Annotated in this window: 12 protein-coding genes; 7 read left to right on the plus strand and 5 right to left on the minus strand. The window is 73.2% G+C overall.

The annotated features are described in order from the left end of the window. Positions 1-114 precede the first annotated feature (114 nt). A complete protein-coding gene (locus ABZ822_RS17030; protein WP_360853720.1) occupies positions 115-3,150 on the plus strand; it encodes a serine/threonine protein kinase in 3,036 nt (1,011 codons plus the stop codon). A 340-nt stretch (positions 3,151-3,490) separates the two neighbouring features. Here ABZ822_RS17030 and ABZ822_RS17035 read toward each other — a convergent pair whose 3' ends face one another. Further along, entirely contained in the window at positions 3,491-3,880 is a 390-nt protein-coding gene (locus ABZ822_RS17035; RefSeq protein ID WP_360853723.1) for a VOC family protein, read from the minus strand. A 157-nt stretch (positions 3,881-4,037) separates the two neighbouring features. Between ABZ822_RS17035 and ABZ822_RS17040 the strand changes: the two genes are divergently transcribed. Further along, positions 4,038-4,409 (plus strand): hypothetical protein, encoded by a 372-nt coding sequence (locus tag ABZ822_RS17040; RefSeq protein WP_360853726.1) that lies wholly within the window; start codon positions 4,038-4,040, stop codon positions 4,407-4,409. 64 nt (positions 4,410-4,473) lie between these two features. On the opposite strand, the gene ABZ822_RS17045 is transcribed toward ABZ822_RS17040, so the two are convergent. Together ABZ822_RS17045 and ABZ822_RS17050 are read right to left on the minus strand one after the other, a co-directional pair. Next, positions 4,474-4,950 (minus strand): nuclear transport factor 2 family protein, encoded by a 477-nt coding sequence (locus ABZ822_RS17045; RefSeq protein ID WP_360853729.1) that lies wholly within the window; start codon positions 4,948-4,950, stop codon positions 4,474-4,476. Positions 4,951-5,047: 97 nt separating this feature from the next. Continuing rightward, positions 5,048-5,851 carry an SDR family oxidoreductase gene (locus ABZ822_RS17050; RefSeq protein WP_360853732.1) on the minus strand — a complete coding sequence of 268 codons (804 nt, stop codon included), beginning with the start codon at positions 5,849-5,851 and terminating at the stop codon, positions 5,048-5,050. A gap of 323 nt (positions 5,852-6,174) precedes the next feature. Between ABZ822_RS17050 and ABZ822_RS17055 the strand changes: the two genes are divergently transcribed. The 4 genes from ABZ822_RS17055 to ABZ822_RS17070 all read left to right on the plus strand — a co-directional run bounded on the left by ABZ822_RS17055 (position 6,175) and on the right by ABZ822_RS17070 (position 13,341). After that, the gene (locus tag ABZ822_RS17055) at positions 6,175-7,851 is read left to right on the plus strand and encodes a serine/threonine-protein kinase (protein WP_360853735.1); all 1,677 of its coding nucleotides are present in this window, start codon (positions 6,175-6,177) and stop codon (positions 7,849-7,851) included. Between the two features lie 155 nt (positions 7,852-8,006). Continuing rightward, positions 8,007-9,710 carry a serine/threonine-protein kinase gene (locus ABZ822_RS17060; protein WP_360853738.1) on the plus strand — a complete coding sequence of 568 codons (1,704 nt, stop codon included), beginning with the start codon at positions 8,007-8,009 and terminating at the stop codon, positions 9,708-9,710. Positions 9,711-9,808: 98 nt separating this feature from the next. Beyond that, entirely contained in the window at positions 9,809-11,425 is a 1,617-nt protein-coding gene (locus ABZ822_RS17065; protein WP_360853741.1) for a succinic semialdehyde dehydrogenase, read from the plus strand. A 74-nt stretch (positions 11,426-11,499) separates the two neighbouring features. Beyond that, complete coding sequence (locus ABZ822_RS17070; protein ID WP_360853744.1) at positions 11,500-13,341, plus strand: GMC family oxidoreductase; 1,842 nt, start codon at positions 11,500-11,502, stop codon at positions 13,339-13,341. Between the two features lie 198 nt (positions 13,342-13,539). Here the strand turns inward: ABZ822_RS17070 and ABZ822_RS17075 are convergent, their stop codons facing one another. Both ABZ822_RS17075 and ABZ822_RS17080 read right to left on the minus strand, forming a co-directional pair. Then, the gene (locus ABZ822_RS17075) at positions 13,540-14,520 is read right to left on the minus strand and encodes an LPXTG cell wall anchor domain-containing protein (protein WP_360853747.1); all 981 of its coding nucleotides are present in this window, start codon (positions 14,518-14,520) and stop codon (positions 13,540-13,542) included. Between the two features lie 627 nt (positions 14,521-15,147). Continuing rightward, positions 15,148-15,456: a chorismate mutase gene (locus ABZ822_RS17080; protein ID WP_360853750.1), complete on the minus strand. Its 309-nt coding sequence runs from the start codon at positions 15,454-15,456 to the stop codon at positions 15,148-15,150. A 398-nt stretch (positions 15,457-15,854) separates the two neighbouring features. Between ABZ822_RS17080 and guaA the strand changes: the two genes are divergently transcribed. Then, positions 15,855-17,459 (plus strand): glutamine-hydrolyzing GMP synthase, encoded by a 1,605-nt coding sequence (guaA, locus tag ABZ822_RS17085; protein WP_360853753.1) that lies wholly within the window; start codon positions 15,855-15,857, stop codon positions 17,457-17,459. Positions 17,460-17,491 lie beyond the last annotated feature (32 nt).

Consider the following 17,491-nt stretch of genomic DNA (forward strand, 5'->3'; position numbering starts at 1 on the left):
TCTCGCGAACCGTACGCAGCCACAACCGGCCGGAATATGACCGGATTTGACGGTTAGACGGGACAGCGTGGTTGCTGTGTGAGAGGTGTGGACAGCGCGCTCCGGGGAGGCGTCGTGGACGACTATGCGGGTCGGGTGCTCGCCGACCGCTACCGCCTGCCCCGGCTGACCGCCGACGCATACGAGCCGGCCGAGACCGTCGCGTTCGACACCTACAGCGGTCAGGAAGTGCTGCTCCGCCAGATACCCCTGCCCGAGGTGGTCGAGGCGGAAGTCGTCGGCGCCGACGGGCCGGACGACCGCTCGTACGGCACCGCCGGGCCCGGCTACGGCGCGGACCCGCGCCGGCCCGCCGACCCCGTCGTGCGGCGCGCGGTCGACGCCGCGACGGCGGCCGCGGCCCTGCCCGACCACCCGGGCCTGGACCAGGTCTTCGACGTGTTCGCCGAGGGCGGCAGCCTGTGGGTGGTGAGCGAACGGGTGGCCTCCCGGCCGCTGGCGGCCCTGCTCGCCGAGAAGCCGATGTCGCCCCACCGCGCGGCCGAGGTCGCCGCGGACCTCCTCACCGCGCTGCGCGCGCTGCACGCCCACGGCTGGACCCACCGCAACATCACCTCCCGCACGGTCCGCGTCTGCGAGGACGGCCGCGCCATGCTCACCGGCCTCGCGGCGGGCGCGGCGGAGGAGGCGCTCTGCGGCTACGACCCGGTGCCGCGCCCCGGCCCGCGCCGCCGTGCCGACACGGATGCCGGAGACACCGGTGGCGGTGATGACGGCGCGAGCGGCCAGGGCACCGCGGGCGGACACGGCGCGAGGGGCTACGGCGGTACGGGCGGGTACGGCCCCACGGGCGCGCCGGACGCCGCACGCGCCGGTGGCACGAGCGGCCGGGGCGCGGGCAGTTGGGGCGCGAGCGGTGACGCGGTCGGACCGGACACGGGCGGTCGGGGCACCGCGGAGGACGCGTACGGGCAGGGCGGCACGGGCCCCCGGTCCGCGCGTCACGGGGCGATCGCCGCCTACCGTGCCGGTGCCCGCGCCGCCGTCGGACGCGTCCAGGCGAACACCCCCGTCGAGAGCGGCCGTGCAGAGAGCGACCGTGGCGCCGTCGAGCGGGGCATCGAGGGGGAGCGGGGCCGGGAGGCCCGCGGGCTCCCCGCTCCGCGCCGGAGCACCGCACCCGGTACCGACGTCCCCGCGGCCCGGGCGCCCTGGGAGCGCACCGCCGCCGATCAGCCCCTGCCCTCCGGATACCTGCCCTACGAGCCCCGCTCCGGCTCCCCGGCCGCGCTCCCCGCGGCGAACCCCCACCGCGGGCCCGGCGAGGGGGGAGACTCCGGCCTTCCCGCGCCGCGCACCGGACACGGCCTGGAGTCCGCACGCGACCACGACCGCCCGAGCCTCCCCGAGCCGTACGGGGACGCGGAGCCGTACAGCGTCGAGCCGCACGGCCTCGGCCGGCCGCGCACCGGCGCCGATCCCAACGGCGGCGTCGAACCGTACGGTGGCGTCGAACCGTACGGTGGCGTCGAACCGTACGGCGGTGCCGAGCCGTACGGCGGCGACGAACCGTACAGTGGCGCGCTCGCGCCCCGCCCCTCCGCGGGCCCCGGCCGCACGCCGCTCCCCGCTCCCCGCGCCGGACTTCCCGCTGTCGGCCCGGACGCGGGCGAGGGCACCGAGGCGGCCTGGGACGACAGCGAGGAGCCGTGGGACGAGGCCGGCGACACCACGGACGCTCCCTGGGGCGACGCGGGCGGCGCCCCAGGAGACGACGGATACCGCGGCCCGCTCACACCGCTCGCCGCCGAACGGGCCCGCCAGGCCCGGCTGGTGGTCGTCGGCGCGGTCACCGAACGGTGGGCCCCCGAACAGGCAGGGCCCGTCCACGGCACCTGGCGTCTCGCACCGCCCGTCGGCCCGGCCACCGACCTCTGGGCCCTCGGCGCCCTGCTCTACCGGGCCGTGCAGGGGCACGCGCCGTACCCCGAGGACAGCGCGGCCGAACTGGTCGACATGGTCTGCTCGGAGCCGCCCGCCTATGCCGAGGAGTGCGGACCGCTGCGCCCCGTCGTGGAGTCGCTGCTGCGCCAGGACCCCACCGAGCGGCCGGATTTCGAGGAACTGCGCGGCTGGCTGCGCTCGCTCGTACGGTCCGCGCCCGAGCCGGACCTGGGCCACCGCACCGTCACCGTCCCCTCCCTCGACGGGGCGCCCGCCGATCCGCGCCGCCTCCCGGTCGTGCGACGCCGCGGTGAACTGGTACGCAGGCGCCGGGCGTTCGGGGGCGCTGCCGCCCGCGGCCGCCACAAGCGGGCCCGGGAGCAGGGTGCCCGGGAGCGCGAAGTGAGGGAACAGCACGCCCCGGAACAGGGCTTCGGCGGACCGCGTCCCGGCGGGCCGGGCTTCGGCGAACAGCCCCTGCCGGAGCGTCGTCCCGTCCGAGAGAAGGCCGCCCGCGGGCAGCGCGGGGACGGAACATCCAGCCCGCGCCGCCTCGGCCGGATCCTCGTCGGCCTGGTCCTGCTCGCGCTCGTCGCCGCCCTCGCGTACGCCCTGCTGTTCATGCCGCGTGCGGACGAGAGCGGTGACCGGGGCCGTACGGGGTCCGCGGGCACCGGGGCCTCCCGTCCGGGGGCGGGCGACGCGGACGATCGAGGGTCGCAGGAGCCGCAGTCCACCGAACCGTCCGGGCTGCCCGAGGGGTTCGCGGTCCGCCGTGACCCGGCGGGCTTCGCGCTCGCCGTCGACGAGGACTGGGAGCGGCGCGGTGAGAACTCCCGTGGCCAGATCCGGTACGTGGGCGGCGACTTCGAGATGGTCGTGGTCCCCGGCCGCGACTCCGTCGACGACTTCGGCGGCGACCCGATGACCTACCAGCAGGACAAGGAGCGGGAGTTGAAACCGTTCCGGGACTCGCAGTGGTCATCGGCGTCCGGTCTGCGCCGGATCGACGTCGGCGGGACGGCGATGGCCGAGGGCACCTTCACCTGGAAGGACGGCAGCGGCCGGGAGGTCACCGCCCGCAACCTCGCGATGATCGTCGAGGGCCGCTACCACCTCGTCCTCGTCATGGGGCCTGCCGACGAGCGCGACGCGGTCGCGACGTTCTACCAGCAGGCCGCGGACACCTACCGTCCCACCGGCTGACGGCGCTCCACCGGCTGACCGCGCGGCCGACCCTCCGACCCGCCGCCCTCCCCACACCCCGCCCCTGCAAAGATCGACTCGGCCGCCGCCGATCGACGCGGCCCACGGGGGAGTGGTCCGATGGGCGCAGGCACAGGCCAGGGCGCGGAGCCTCCTGCCGGACGCGGTGGTGGAGGTCGTCCCCGGAGCCGGGCACGCGATCCCCGTGCGCGTACTCAACAGCCGGGTGCCCGCGTTCCTGCGCGATGTCGACTCGCGTGCGGGCGGCCGGGACTGACGGTCCGGACACGGTCGCGCGATACGTCCGACGCGGGTCGTGTCCTCCCGACCCGCAGGCCGGTCAGGGATGGCGGCCCGCCAGGACGCAGAACTCGTTCCCCTCCGGGTCGGCAAGGGTGACCCAGCTCTCGTCGCCGGTCTGGCCCACGTCGGCGTGCCGGGCACCGAGGTCAAGAAGGCGCCGGACCTCGTCGTCCTGGTCCCTGTCGGTCGCGTTGACGTCGATGTGGAGCCTGTTCTTGACGGTCTTGCCCTCGGGCACGCGCGCGAAGGTCAACGCCGGCGGCACCGGACCGGGGCGGTTCCTGCCCTCAGGCACCTGGGGGGAGCGGATGGTGACCAGCCCGTCGTCCTCGTCCTGCACCTCGTAGTCGAGGACCGCGCACCAGAACCGGGCGAGAGCGACGGGATCGGCGCAGTCGATCGCAAGCTCGGTGAACTTGCTGGCCATGTCAGGACCTCCCGGTCGGTTGGCGGTTCGCCGAAGGTCACACGCTAGCCGCCGTGTTCGACGGTGAGGCCGGCCGCGCGTCGGCCCCGTCCACCGATCCGCCGACACGGCCCCGATCTGCTCGCCCCGTGGCGGCCCAGCCCCTACAATCGAACGCATGTACTACTGGGAGCGTCCGACACACGAGCCGTCGTGCGAGGCCACCGAAGCCCCGGGCCGTACGGAACCGGCGGCCCCCACGGCACCGGGCGGGCCGGGGCGCGGCAGTGAGGTCCGAACGGATGTGTACGCGCCGGGATATGAGCCCGCGGCCTGGATCCGGGCGAGCGGGAAGTGGAGATTCGGCGTCATCCGGGCCCGCCACAGCTATGCCGACGGCGTGACCGAGCTGCACGTCGATCTCGCCATCGGGATGGACCGGTTCCGGCGCGTCTACCGCTGGCCGCAGCCCGGCATCCTCCCTGCCCACCCGGGCCGGCGGCTGACCCGCGGTCGGGGCGCCGCGACCGGGGCGGTGCGGCACGGCTGAACCGGCCGCCCCGCATCCGCCCCTGGATCCGCCGCCGGCCACGGCCCGTTCAGCTGAAGGCGCGTCAGGAGAAGGCTCGTACCGTGTCCTCGCCGCGCGTCCACCGGACGCCGATGCGCAGGCGGGAGAGGCGCCAGCCGTCCTCGGCGCGGACGAACTCCCAGTCGTAGGGGCCGCCCATCGCGTACGGATCGGCGCTGCGGTCCGGCTCGGCGACGGCGACGAACCACATGTAGCCGACGCCAGTCGCCCGGTCGCCCTGGACGTCGAAGGTGGCGTTCAGAATGTGGTGCTGCATGGTCGCGTACGGGGCTTCCGCCTCATGGACCTTGGCGCGGATCGCCTCCCTGCCGTGGATCTGCTGCCAGGGCCCGAACTCCAGTACCGCGTCCTCGGTCCAGCAGCGGGACCAGGTGTCCCAGTCGTTGCGGTCGAGGGCGTGCCAGCCGCGCAGCAGCAGGGTGTGCAGGGCGTCCTTGTCCTCCAGGGCGCGCAGGCGCCGCAGCAGGGCCTCGTGCTCGGTGAGGTGGTCGGTGCTCAACGTCGGCTCCTTGTCCGTCTCTTGGCCATGGTGCGGTGAAGGGGGTGCGGTGGTCGGCGGTGTGCCCCGGGACGGCGGCTCCTGGGCGCGTCCCGGGTCACTGGGCGCTCGCGGCCGGGCGCACGACGATCTCGTTCACGTCGACCTGCGGGGGCTGGGAGATCGCGTACGCGATGGCGTCGGCGATCGCCGAGGCGGGCAGCGCCACCGAGCGGTACGCCCGCATCGCCTCGCGTGCCGCGGGATCGGAGATGCCGTCGGCCAGTTCGGACTCGGTCACCCCCGGCGAGACGAGCGTGACGCGGATGTCTCCCGCGGACTCCTGGCGCAGCCCCTCGGAGATCGCGCGCACCGCGAACTTTCCGGCGCAGTAGACGGCGGCGGTGGGTGACACCTCGTACGCGCCGACGGAGGCGATGTTCACGACGTGCCCGCCGCCCTGCTCGCGCATCAGCGGGAGCGCCGCGGCGATGCCGTGCAGGACTCCGCGCACATTGACGTCGATCATGCGGTCCCACTCGTCGGTCCTGACGGCCTCGAGCGGCGACAGCGGCATCACGCCGGCGTTGTTCACGAGGACGTCGATCCGGCCGAACGCGGTCCGGCTTGCGTCCACGAAGGCGCGCATGCCGTCGGCGCCTTCGGCGTCGGTGACATCCAGCCGCCGGTACACGGCCGTCCCGCCGTCCGCGCAGATCTCCCGGGCCAGGCGCTCCAGCCGCTCGGTGCGGCGGGCGCCGAGGAAGACCCGGTGGCCGGCGGCCGCGAGCCGCCGTGCTGTCGCCTCCCCGATGCCGCTGCTCGCTCCGGTGATCAGGACGTTCTTGACGGTGCCGGACGGCTTGTTCCGGACGGTGGAGGGCGAGTCGTTCTCGGTCGTGACGGACGACGGCGTGGCCATGGTTTCTCCTTGCGTCCCTTGCATCTGCGGTACGGATGTCGGCAACACTGCGCGCTCGGCACCGCTGCGACCAGGGCGGTTCGTGCCCGGGTGCGGCACACCCCGGCAGGGGCCGGACACCCCGCCCACGGCGCCGAGGTGACCGGGCGCGGGCGCAGCGGACCGCGGCCGGGGGGCGGTAGCGCGGCGGAGCGGGTGGAGCGACGGGTGGTGCGACGGGAGGCGCGCGGAACTGCCCCGGTGCGCCGTGCAGTTCGTCCCGTGATCACCCACATGCCCGAGGCCCTGTCCCCGCCAGGGGACAGGTGGGGCAGGATGTGACCATGGGGAGCTTCCGGGGCGAGGGTGACCGCCTCATCGCCGGGCGGTATCGGCTGGGCGCGCGCCTGGGGCGCGGCGGTATGGGGACCGTGTGGCGGGCCACGGACCACGTCCTCGGCCGCGAGGTCGCGGTCAAGGAACTCCGTGTCGAGGAGGGGATTCCGGAGGCCGAGGCCCGGAATCAGCGGGAGCGGACCTTCCTGGAGGCCCGTACGGTCGCGCAGCTCGCGCACCCGGGCGTCATCGTCGTGCACGACGTCGTCGAGCAGGACGACCGGCCGTGGATCGTGATGGAGCTGATCGACGGCCGTTCCCTGTCCGACCAGTTGGCCGCCGACGGGCCCGTGCCGCCGCGCGAGGCGGCCCGTATCGGCAGGGAACTCCTCGGCGCACTGCGCGCCGCGCACGCCCACGGAGTGCTCCATCGCGACCTCAAGCCCGCGAACGTCCTGATGGAGGCGTCCACGGGACGCGTGGTGCTGACCGACTTCGGGATCGCGCAGATCACCGGCGGCACCACCATCACCGAGACCGGCTCCTTCGTCGGCACGCCCGAATACACCGCTCCGGAGCGGATGTCGGGCGGGCGTACGGGACCGGAGTCGGACCTGTGGTCGCTCGGCGCCCTGCTGTGCACCGCCATCAACGGCACATCGCCCTTCTACCGGGACTCTCTCGGCGGGGTGCTCCACGCCGTCGTCACCGACGACATCCATCCGCCCGAGGCGGCCCGCCCGTTGCTGCCGCTCGTCCGGGGGCTGCTGGAGCGCGACCCGGACCGGCGGCTCGACGCGGAGGGCGCGGAGCTGCTGCTGGAGGAGTATCTGCGGACCGGCCGCATGCCGGAGGTGCCGCCCGGATACGCCGCCACGCAGCGCCTCTCCGAGAGCTCGCCGTTCCTGCGGTGGCCGTCGTGGAGGCGCCGCTCCCGGTCCTCCCCGACCTTACGGTCCGCACCGACCGCACGGCCCTCTCGGTTCTCGCGCTCGTCACCGGCCCGTGCCCGTACGGTCGTTGCGGCGCTGCTGCTGCTCGCGTCCGCCGTGAGCGCCGGCGTGGCGGCGGTCGCGGTCCTGCTGGACAGCACCGACGACGCCAAGCCCCCGGGCGGGTCGACGGCGACGCGCTCGCCCACCGGGGATCCGTCATCGGAGAGCCCGTCGCCGACGGTGACGGTCACCTCGACGCGTACGGCCACGCGCACCCCGGACCCCGAGGACAACCCGGTGCCGCGCGGCTACCGCAGGGTGACCGACCCGGCCGGCTTCTCCCTCGCCGTGCCCAACGGCTTCACGCGCTCCGTCGAGGGGCCGCGCATCTACTACGGCGACCGCGACGGGGTGTTCCGGATCGGCGTCCACGTCCAGGACGAGGAGCCGGGCGGACCCTTGGCCGTGATGCGGGACGCCCACGCGGAGGGGCCCAAGCGCTACAAGGGCTACCGGGACGCGCGGGTCACGGCGACCACCCACGGCGGACACCGCGCCGCCCTCTGGGAGTTCACCTGGAACGGCACCGCCGCCGACGGAGGCCCGCGGCAGACGTTCGACCTGAGCTGGGACGAGGGCGGGAGGATGTACGACCTGTGGATCTCGGCCCCCGTCGGCGAACGGGCCACCGCACGGCGCCACTTCGACACCGCCGTCGAGACGATCGACGTCGGCAGGCGCAAACCCTGACCTGAGTCCCCGCGCCTTCGCCCGAACTCCCGGCGCCTTCACCCCGGCCCCGGCTCCATCCCCGTCCAGCGGTCGGGCACGGATGTGTCACGGTGCGGCATCCGGTCACCTCACCCGCTGGAGGAGCACACCCCCGCACCGGTAAAGATGAGCACATGACGAACATGGGGGGACGGGCCGACGAGCCCACCAGCTACGGCCTTCAGCCACCCGCGTCGAGCCCCGGCCACGAGCCCGCCCCGTCGCACCACCACGAGCCGACCCAGGTCGCCCGGCCGCCTGTGCAGGTGCCCCGCCCCCCGGCCTCCGTCGTACCGCAGCGCGCCGGACGCGAAGGCGACGGCCGTACGGCCCCCGTGGAACCTGCCGCTCCAGACGCGGGCCGCCTCGTCGGCGGCCGCTACCGTCTCGACACGCGCCTCGGGCACGGCGGCATGGGCACGGTCTGGAAGGCCCATGACGTCGTGGTGGACCGCGATGTGGCCGTCAAGGAGCCACGGGTCCCCGACAATCTGCCCGAGCGGGAGCGGCAGACCCTCTACCAGCGGATGCAGCGCGAGGCCCGGGCCGCGGCCCGGGTCGACCACCCCTCGATCGTCACCGTGCACGACGTGGTGGTCGAGGACGGGAGGCCGTGGATCGTCATGGAACTGGTGCGCGGTCAGTCGCTCGCCGACCGCCTCGAGGAGGGCACGCTCGATCCGCGCGAGGCGGCGCGTATCGGCGCCGCCGTTCTCGGTGCCCTGGCGGCCGTGCACGACGCCGGTGTGCTGCACCGCGACGTGAAGCCCGCCAACGTTCTGCTGGGGCGTCACGACCGGGTCGTGCTCACCGACTTCGGCATCGCGCAGGTGGAGGGCGAGCAGGGCCTGACCGAGACGGGCGCGTTCGTCGGCTCCCCCGAATTCATCGCCCCGGAGCGGGTCCTGGGGCAGCGCCCCGGCCCGGAGTCCGACCTGTGGTCGCTGGGCGTGGTGCTGTACGCCGCGGTGGAGGGCATGTCCCCGTACCGCCGTTCCACCACCCCGGCCACGCTGCAGGCCGTGCTGTCGGCCGAGCCGCAGATGCCCTCGCGGGGCGCGGGCGCACTCGGCACGCTCGTCATGCAGCTTCTGCGGAAGGATCCGGCGGCGCGGCCGACGGCGTACGAGATCCGGCAGACGCTGGAGTCGGTGGCGCGCCCGCCGCAGCAGGCCGCCGCGGCGCGCCTCGCCGCTCCGGGCGCGGCGACGGGTGGCAGCGCGTTCGTCCCGCCGGTGCTGCAGCGCAGCCGTGCGGCGCGGCTCGGCTTCGGCGCGGGTCTGCTGGCGCTGGCCGTGGCCCTGGTGCTGGTGCTGGTCTTCGCGAACCCGTTCGCGACCGAGGGCATGCCGCCGGACTGGGTGGTGCGCGAGGAGGGCGAGGTCGTGGGCGCCTCCCTGGCGGTCCCCAGCGACTACCGGCGGACGGTGAACGCTGACGACGCCTATGTCGAATTCGCCGACCCCAGCGGGGTGTTCACCGTGGACGTGTCGGTCTACACCGAGGACGTCGGCACCGCGGAGGAGGAGGCCGAGGGGTGGGCCGACTTCTACGGGGCGGGCGGCGAGAACGAGACCGAGGTGGCGGACGCCCGCAGCACCCGGCGGAAGGCCGAGCAGCAGGGCCGCCCGGCCGCTCAGGTGGATACCACCTACAAGCCGTACAACTACGACGAAGACGATATTTCGTACCGCAGGCTGCTGCACATCTACGTCGACCGGGCGAAGAAGCGGTCGGTCGTACTCACGGTCTCCATGCCCGCCCGGGGAGAGGGGCGCAAGGACGGTCAGGCACTCTTCGACACCGCGGTGAAGTACCTGGACATCGAGGACCTTTAGGACTCCTGCCAGTCATCACTGGCGCGATTGTGGACGACCGGTGAAAACGAGTTACCGACGGGTACCCAAAGCGTGCGTCCCGGCATACTCTCTGCCGCATGACGGACACGCAGGACACCGCAGCGCACGCCACGGGCAACCCGGTCTTCACCGCCCCCGAGGGCACCCGTAAAGCCGCCGATGTGGTCACGCCCGAGCTGGTCGCCCGGCTCACGCGCGGCGTCGTCGGCTCCGGCAGTACCGCCAACCACACCCCGTTCACCGGGGAGAAGCTGGCGGACCTGCCCGAATCCACGCCGGAGGACGTGGCCACCGCATTCGCGCAGGCCCGCGAGGCCCAGAAGAGCTGGGCCGCCACGCCCGCGCGGCAGCGGGCCGCCGTCCTGCTCCGCTTCCACGACCTGGTGCTCGCGCGCCAGAGCGAGGTCCTGGACCTGATCCAGCTGGAGACCGGCAAGGCGCGCCTGCACGCCCACGAGGAGGTGCAGGCGGTCGCCAGCGCCTCCCGCCACTACGGGCGCAAGGCCCCCGCCTACCTGCGGCCCAAGCGCCACACCGGCGCCGTGCCCGTCCTCACCAAGGCCACCGAGCTGCGCCAGCCGCGCGGTGTCGTCGGCCAGATCGCACCCTGGAACTACCCGTTCGAGCTGTCCGTCGGCGACGCCCTGCCCGCCTTCGTCGCCGGCAACGCGCTCGTGATGAAGCCCGACACCGAGACCTGCCTCACCGCCCTGTGGGCGCGCGAGCTGATGATCGAGGCCGGACTTCCCGCCGGCGTGTGGCAGGTCGTCCTCGGTGAGGGCCCGGTCGTCGGCCCCGCCGTCGTCCAGCACGCCGACTACGTCTCCTTCACCGGCTCGACCCGTACGGGCCGCGAGGTCGCCCAGGGCGCGGCCGCCCGCCTCGTGGGCTGCTCCCTCGAACTCGGCGGGAAGAACGCCATGCTGGTCCTGCACGACGCCGACATCGAGAAGGCGGCGGCGGGCGCGATCAGGGGCTGCTTCTCCTCCGCCGGCCAGCTCTGCATCTCCATCGAGCGGCTCTACGTCCACGAGTCGGTCGCCGACGCCTTCGTCGAGCGGTTCGCCGCCCGCACCCGCGCCCTGCGCCTGGGCTCGGCCCTCGCCTTCGGCGCCGACATGGGCTCGCTGGTCTCCGACCGCCAGCTCGAGACGATCACCCGGCACATCGAGGAGGCCGTCGAGAAGGGCGCCAAGGTCGTCGCGGGCGGCCGCCACCGCCCCGACATCGGCCCGCTCTTCCACGAGCCGACCATCCTCGACGGCGTCGAGGCGCCCATGGCCGTCTGCGCCGAGGAGACCTTCGGCCCGCTCGTCTCGATCTACCGCTTCAGCGACGAGGACGACGCCGTCGCGCTCGCCAACGCCACCCCCTACGGTCTCAACGCCAGCGTCTGGACCAAGGACGGGCGCCGGGGCCGGGCCGTGGCGGCGCGGCTGCGCTCCGGCACCGTCAACGTCAACGAGTCCTACGCCGCCGCCTACGGCAGCGTCCAGGCCCCGATGGGCGGCATGGGCGACTCCGGCCTCGGCCGCCGCCACGGCTCCGAGGGCATCCTCAAGTACACGGAGGCCCAGACCATCGCGCACCAGCGGGTGCTGCCGCTCGCCCCGTCGTTCGGCATGGACGACGCCCAGTACGCGCAGTTCATGAGCCGCGCCCTGAAGGCCATGAAGGTCTTCGGGCTGCGCTGACCCACGGCCGGCGGCCCTCGCCGAGGGCCGCGGTCCCCGCCGACCTCAACCAACCCCCGCCCCGCCGAACCGAGATGAACGAGCGCTGCCCCACACGGCGCCGACCAGCACGCTCTACGGAGGTACCAGTGTCACGGGACGAGTCTGCCTACGACTACGACGTCATCGTCGTCGGGTCCGGCTTCGGCGGGTCGGTCTCCGCCCTGCGCCTGTCGGAGAAGGGGTACAGGGTCGGGGTCCTCGAAGCCGGCCGGAAGTGGACCAGGGACACGCTGCCCAAGAACTCCTGGGACGTGAAGAACTTCCTCTGGGCGCCCCCGCTCGGCCTCTACGGCATCCAGCGCATACACCTGCTGAACAACGTCCTCGTCCTCGCGGGCGCCGGGGTCGGCGGCGGCTCCCTCAACTACGCCAACACCCTCTACGTACCGCCGAAGGCGTTCTTCCAGGACCAGCAGTGGGGCCACATCACCGACTGGCACGAGGAGCTGAAGCCGTACTACGACCAGGCCCAGCGCATGCTCGGCGTCCGTCTCAACCCCACGGTCACCCCCTCGGACGTCCACCTCAAGGCGACGGCCGAGCGCATGGGCGTCGGTGACACCTTTCATCTGGCTCCCGTCGGCGTGTTCTTCGGCGACGGCAAGGACGGCGACGGCACGGCGAAGGCGAAGCCGGGCGAGGAGGTCGCCGACCCGTTCTTCGGTGGCGAGGGCCCGTCGCGGCGCGCCTGTACGGAGTGCGGCGAGTGCATGACCGGCTGCCGTCACGGCGCGAAGAACACCCTCAACGAGAACTACCTGCACCTCGCCCAGAAGGCCGGGGCCGTCGTCCACCCGATGACGACGGTGACGGCCATAGCCGAGGACGGTTCGGGCGGCTACCTGGTGTCGACCGTGCCGACCGACAAGAAGCGCTCGGCCCCCAAGACGCTGCGCGCGCAGCAGATCGTCGTCGCGGCCGGCACGTACGGCACGCAGACGCTGCTGCACACCATGCGCGACAAGGGCCTGCTGCCCCGCATCTCGGCGAAGCTCGGGCATCTGACCCGGACCAACTCCGAGGCGCTGGTGGGCGCGATGACCGACAGCCGCCGCTACCGCAAGAAGCACGGCGGCGGGGAGCGGGTCGACTTCACGCGCGGCGTCGCGATCACCTCGTCGATCCACCCCGACGACAACACCCACATCGAGCCCGTCCGCTACGGCAAGGGCTCGAACGCGATGGGCGCGATGTCCGTCCTGCAGGTCCCGTACGGCAGCCGGGTCCCGCGCCCGCTGGCCTGGCTGGCGAACTGCGCCCGCCACCCGTGGCTGACGGTGCGCATGCTGTCCAACCGCCGCTGGTCCGAGCGCACCATCATCGGCCTGGTCATGCAGACCCTGGACAACTCGCTGACCACGTACCGGAAGCCGAAGGGCCTCGGCAAGGGACTGCTCACCGCACGCCAGGGCCACGGTGCGCCCAACCCCAACCAGATCCCCGAAGCCACGAAGGCCGCGAGCATCCTCGCCGAGGAGATCAACGGCTACCCGGGCAGCAACGTCGGTGAGCTGATGGGCACTCCGCTCACCGCCCACTTCCTCGGGGGCTGCCCGATCGGCGAGGACGCGGACCACGGCGTCATCGACCCGTACCACCGGCTGTACGGGCACCCGGGCGTCCATGTCGTCGACGGTTCCGCGGTCTCCGCGAACCTGGGCGTCAACCCGTCGCTGACGATCACGGCGCAGGCCGAGCGCGCGATGTCGCTGTGGCCCAACAAGGGTGAGGTGGACGCCCGTCCGGAGCAGGGAGCGGCGTACGCCCGGCTCGAGGCCGTGTCGCCGAAGTCCCCGGTGGTGCCGGAGAGCGCGTTCGGCGCGCTGAAGCTGCCGGTGCTTCCCGTGCCGGTGGTGCCGAAGAAGACGTCCTGAACCGACGCCCGCCCCGCGTGGGCCGGTTCGGGCGCGACGCGGCGACGGAGCCGTAAGGAACGGACCCGTAAGGAACGGACCTGTAAGGAACGGACCTGTAAGGAACGGACCCGTAAGGAACGGACCCGTGAAGAAGGGGCCGCACCCCCCTCCGGTGCGGCCCCTTCCCCGTGCGGGGTCCCCTGCGGGAAGCCGTGGTTACACGGCGGCCTCGCTGCCCGCGGCCTTGCGGCGGCGGACGGCGACGAAGGCACCGGCGCCCAGGACCAGGGCGGTCCCACCGAGCGCGGCGACGGTCGGCAGCGCCGACGACGAACCGGTCTCGGCCAGCGCGCCCTCGATCTTCTCCACGTCACCGGCCGGCTTCACGTCGACGGGGTTCTTGCCGCCCTGCGGTTCGGCGTCGTTCACGTCACCGGGCTCGGGGGTGCCGGCGGCCAGCACCTCGAACTCGTACCAGCTCTCGTCGAGGTAGCAGTCCTCCTCGTCGGTGTAGACGCCGAAGGCGATGCCGACGGCGGAACCGGCCGGGGCCTTGGCGCCGATGCTCAGACGCAGATCGAGCGAGAGCTTCTCGCCGGCGGCGACGTCCAGCCAGCCGCCGATCGAGCCGCCGTCGGAGAGGTCGCCGGACCACTTCTCCCCGTCGAAGTACTGGAGTTGGGCGAACTTCGACATCGTGTCGGAGACGCCGTCGCTCTCCAGGTCGTTCTTGTAGACCACGGACGCGCCGATGACGACGCTCTCCAGGTCCTCACCCTCGCTGTTGTCCAGGTGGAGCGTGAACTCCTTCCAGCCCGAGCCGGCCACGACCTTGTCCGGGAAGCCGCTGAGGCTCGCGCGGAAGTCGGCGGCCTTGCACTCCTCCTCGGGCTCGTCCGTCTCCGACGGGGTCGGGTCGGGGGAGGCGGAGGCCGAACCCGACGGCGCGGGGGCGGAGGGGCTGCTCGCCGGGGAGGACTCGCTCTCCGACGGCTCGGCCGCCGGGTCGCTCTCGCTCTCCGACGGGTCGCCGGCCGGGGTGCTCTCGCTCTCCTCCGGGTCGGGCGTCGAGGTGTCGTCCGCGGTCGGGGTCGCGGAGGGGCCGTCGGTCGCGTACGCGGCAGGTGCGGCGAGCAGGGCGGCGGGGACCAGGACAGCCGTCGCGGCAGCGGTCGCCAGGGCGCGGCGGATCTTCATGAGACCTCTTCAGGGTCCGTGGTGCTGCGGATGGCAGCACAGCATCTGGAGGCCGTCGCGGTTGGGGGAGCGCGGTAGGGCCGTGCGTTTGCAGATACGAGACCCGTCATGGGGGCGAATGGTTGTGCGATCAACGAAGAGGCCCGCACGTGACCTGTGTCACTGATGTGACGAAAGTGAAGCCAAGGTGAAGGGCGCCGCGGGAAGTTCCGGGAAGGCCATGCCGGAGAAAGGCGAGACGGCCGGGTCCCGGCGTCCCGGGAACCGGCCGTCCTCATTGGCCGTGACCGGGCTGCTGTCCCCTGCTGTCCGGTCACGCACTGGAGCGCGGTCCCACGACGCGCACCGCGTCACGCGCTCCAGTGGTTCCGCCCTGTTGCTGAGGGGCGCCCGATCGAACGAGGGCGGAGCCACGCGTGGAATGCTCTGACCGCCCCTGGCTGGCACGGACACCGGGACCAACGAAGGGGCCGCGGCCCGGTCACGGGCCGTACGGGTGACGGCCCGCGCCTTCAGGAAGCGCCGTGTGCTCAGGAAGCGCCGTGCCCTCAGGAACTGCCGGTGCCCTGAGGGCCGTTGACCGTACGCGCCTGGATCCCCGCGGCCCCGGTGCCCTCGCGCCGCCCGCTACGCCCGGCCCCGGCACAGCTCCAGCAGCGTCATCGCCAGAGCGGTCCCCGGCTTGCCGAGCTGGTCCCTGTAGTGGCTGAGGATCTCCATCTCGCGCGACAGGTTCACCCGCCGTCCGCCCGAGGCGGTTCTGGTCTTCTGGATGACCGCCGAGACGGCCATCCGTTCCTGGATGAGGCCGATGATCCTGCCGTCCAGATCGTCGATCCGGTCGCGGGCGCCGGTGATCTCGGCCGCCGCCTCCTCGGTGCGGGCGCCGGTGTCGGCGGCGCCGTCCGCGGGGCGGGCTGCGGTGGGGACGCTCATGGTCCGTGTCTCCTCGGGTCGGGGCGGCTGCCCCGGGACGACGGTCGCGGGCCCGGCACACGCAGAACGCCCCGGGCCTTGTCGGCCCGGGGCGCCTGGGAAGTCGCTTGTCAGTGGCTCAAGCAGCACGACCATGGCAGCCGGACGGGCCGGGTGCCATAGGTAAAGACGAAGGTCATGTGCCGAGACATGCGGATCAGTATGGCGTGGGCGGGCCCGGCGGGCCAATCCGGGCCTGATCCGCCCGGATGATGAGACGGCCGGGCGTCCCGCGGCCCTCACGCCCGCGACAGGAGATCAGGGGGAAGCGGTCCGCGGGGGCGAGGCGGCGGACCGGTTCCGTGCCCCCGTTAGAATCGAGGGCACACACCCCGTTTCACCGCCGGAAGGCCGCCGAAGTGCCATCAGCGACCCCGCCCGCCGCTCCCGACGCCGACCACACCCCGGACTCCGTCCTGGTCGTCGACTTCGGCGCGCAGTACGCACAGCTCATCGCCCGTCGCGTCCGCGAGGCACGGGTCTACAGCGAGATCGTGCCGCACACCATGCCGGTGCCGGAGATCCTCGCCAAGAAGCCGAAGGCGATCATCCTCTCCGGCGGTCCCGCGTCGGTCTACGCCGAGGGCGCCCCGCACCTGGGCCCGGAGATCTTCGAGGCCGGGGTCCCCGTCTTCGGTATCTGCTACGGCTTCCAGGCCATGGCGCTCGCCCTCGGCGGCACGGTCGACAACACCGGCGGCCGTGAGTACGGCCGTACGCCGCTGTCCGTCTCCCGCCAGGGCTCGACCCTCTTCGAGGGCACCCCCGGCGAGCAGTCCGTGTGGATGTCGCACGGCGACGCCTGCTCGGCCGCGCCCGAGGGCTTCACCGTCACCGCGACGACCGACGGCGCCCCCGTCGCCGCCATCGAGGACGACCGGCGCCGGCTCTACGGCGTCCAGTACCACCCCGAGGTCATGCACTCCACGTACGGCCAGCAGCTCCTGGAGCACTTCCTCTACCGAGGCGCCGGCCTCCAGCCCGACTGGACGACGCGGAACGTGGTCGAGGAGTCGGTCGCCGCGATCCGCGCGCAGGTCGGCTCGAAGCGGGCGATCTGCGGTCTGTCCGGCGGCGTGGACTCCGCGGTGGCCGCGGCCCTCGTCCAGAAGGCCATCGGGGACCAGCTCACCTGTGTGTACGTCGACCACGGCCTGATGCGCCAGGGCGAGTCCGAGCAGGTCGAGAAGGACTTCGTGGCCGCGACGGGCGTCCAGCTCAAGGTCGTCGACGCCGAGGCCCGGTTCCTCGACGCGCTCCGTGGCGTCTCCGACCCCGAGCAGAAGCGGAAGATCATCGGCCGCGAGTTCATCCGGGTCTTCGAGCAGGCCGCGAGCGAGATCGTCGCCGAGGCGGGCGCACAGGGCGAACAGGTCGAGTTCCTGGTCCAGGGCACCCTCTACCCGGACGTCGTCGAATCCGGCGGCGGCACCGGCACCGCCAACATCAAGTCGCACCACAACGTCGGCGGCCTCCCCGAGGACCTCCAGTTCGGGCTCGTCGAGCCGCTGCGCCGGCTGTTCAAGGACGAGGTCCGGATGGCCGGCCAGGAGCTGGGCCTGCCGGAGGAGATCGTCCAGCGCCAGCCGTTCCCCGGCCCGGGTCTCGGCATCCGCATCGTCGGCGAGGTCACCAAGGAGCGCCTGGACCTGCTGCGCGAGGCCGACGCCATCGCCCGCGAGGAGCTGACCGCGGCCGGCCTGGACCGCGAGATCTGGCAGTGCCCCGTGGTGCTGCTCGCGGACGTCCGCTCGGTCGGTGTCCAGGGCGACGGCCGGACGTACGGCCACCCGATCGTGCTGCGCCCGGTCTCGTCCGAGGACGCGATGACGGCCGACTGGTCGCGCCTCCCGTACGACGTGCTGGGCAGGATCTCGACGCGGATCACCAACGAGGTCGACGGGGTCAACCGTGTCGTGCTCGACGTGACGAGCAAGCCCCCGGGCACCATCGAGTGGGAGTGACCTCCCGCTACGGGACAACGCCGACGCCGTCG

Source organism: Streptomyces sp. NPDC047108 (genome assembly GCF_040643575.1).
Classification (GTDB): Bacteria; Actinomycetota; Actinomycetes; order Streptomycetales; family Streptomycetaceae; genus Streptomyces.